The 1,249-nt window shown below is 56.8% G+C and carries 1 protein-coding gene; it reads left to right on the top strand.

The genetic code is table 11. The features are described from left to right. Positions 1–1,188, top strand: a 1,188-nt coding sequence (locus ACLEJU_RS28615) for an IS256 family transposase (RefSeq protein WP_435425691.1), incomplete at its 5' end; no start/stop codon positions are given. Positions 1,189–1,249: the final 61 nt, after the last annotated feature.

The following is a 1,249-nucleotide window of genomic DNA, read 5'->3' as shown; positions in this document are numbered from 1 at the left end:
CAGTTCGGTGAGGGCCTGATGACCGCAGAAGCTATCGAAGATGCCTCTGCGGCGTTCAAGAAGGCCTTGATCGAGCGCGCTCTGCATGCCGAGCTTGGCCACCACTTGGGCTATCCGTCGGGCGCGCAGCGCCCAGAGGATGAAACCAACCAGCGTAACGGCAAGAGTGGCAAGACGGTTTTGACCGGCGATGGCCCGCTGCGGCTGGAAATTCCTCGCGATCGAGACGGCAGCTTTGCGCCCATTCTGATTCCCAAGCACGAGCGCCGTTACACTGGCTTCGACGACAAGATCATCGCCATGTACGCACGTGGAATGACGGTCAGAGAGATCCGAGCTTTTCTTTCCGAGCAGTACGGAACAGAGGTTTCGCACGACTTCATCAGCTCTGTGACAGACGAGGTCATGGAAGAGATCGGCGCGTGGCAACAGCGGCCCCTGGAACCGATGTATCCGGTTATTTTCTTTGATGCGCTGCGGGTGAAAATCCGCGAAGAAGGCTTGGTGCGTAACAAGGCCATTTACCTGGCGCTGGGCGTTCTACCCGACGGGACGCGGGATATCTTGGGCATCTGGATCGAGAACACCGAGGGTGCGAAGTTCTGGATGAAAGTGTTCAACGACCTCAAGACGCGTGGTATCGACGATGTGCTGATTGCCGTGACCGATGGCCTCAAAGGTATGCCAGAGGCTCTCAGTTCCGTATTTCCAGAGACGACGTTGCAGACGTGCATCGTGCACCTGATCCGCAACAGCCTCGACTTCGCGGCCTGGGACAAGCGGCGGGCTCTGGCTAAGGAGCTGAAGCCAATTTACCAAGCCGTCAATGCTGAAGCCGCTGAGCAAGCACTCGATGAGTTTGAGAACGGGCCGTGGGGCGAGAAATATCCAACGGTGGTGGCTGCCTGGAGACGTGCCTGGGATCGAGTGATTCCATTTTTCGTCTTCCCACCGGCCATCAGGAAGGTGATTTACACCACCAACGCCATTGAGAGTATCAACGCCCAGCTACGCAAGGTCATCAAGACTCGCGGGCATTTCCCGAATGATGACGCAGCGACCAAACTGATTTGGCTGGGATTGCGCAACATAACAGCCAATTGGGGGAAACCGGCCCATGATTGGAAAAGCGCGATGAATCAATTTGCGATTCTGTACGGAGATCGATTCATCAGGCCGACCTGGTGAGAATCAGGGCCTGCCTGACGGCAGGCCGTTACCGGCCCGCACACAAAAAATCTGACAGTCC

This window comes from Pseudomonas sp. SMN11, from assembly GCF_052041945.1.
Lineage (GTDB): Bacteria > Pseudomonadota > Gammaproteobacteria > Pseudomonadales > Pseudomonadaceae > Aquipseudomonas.
Note: the sequence above shows the minus strand (reverse complement) of the source record. Positions and strands in the feature narration are given on the sequence as shown.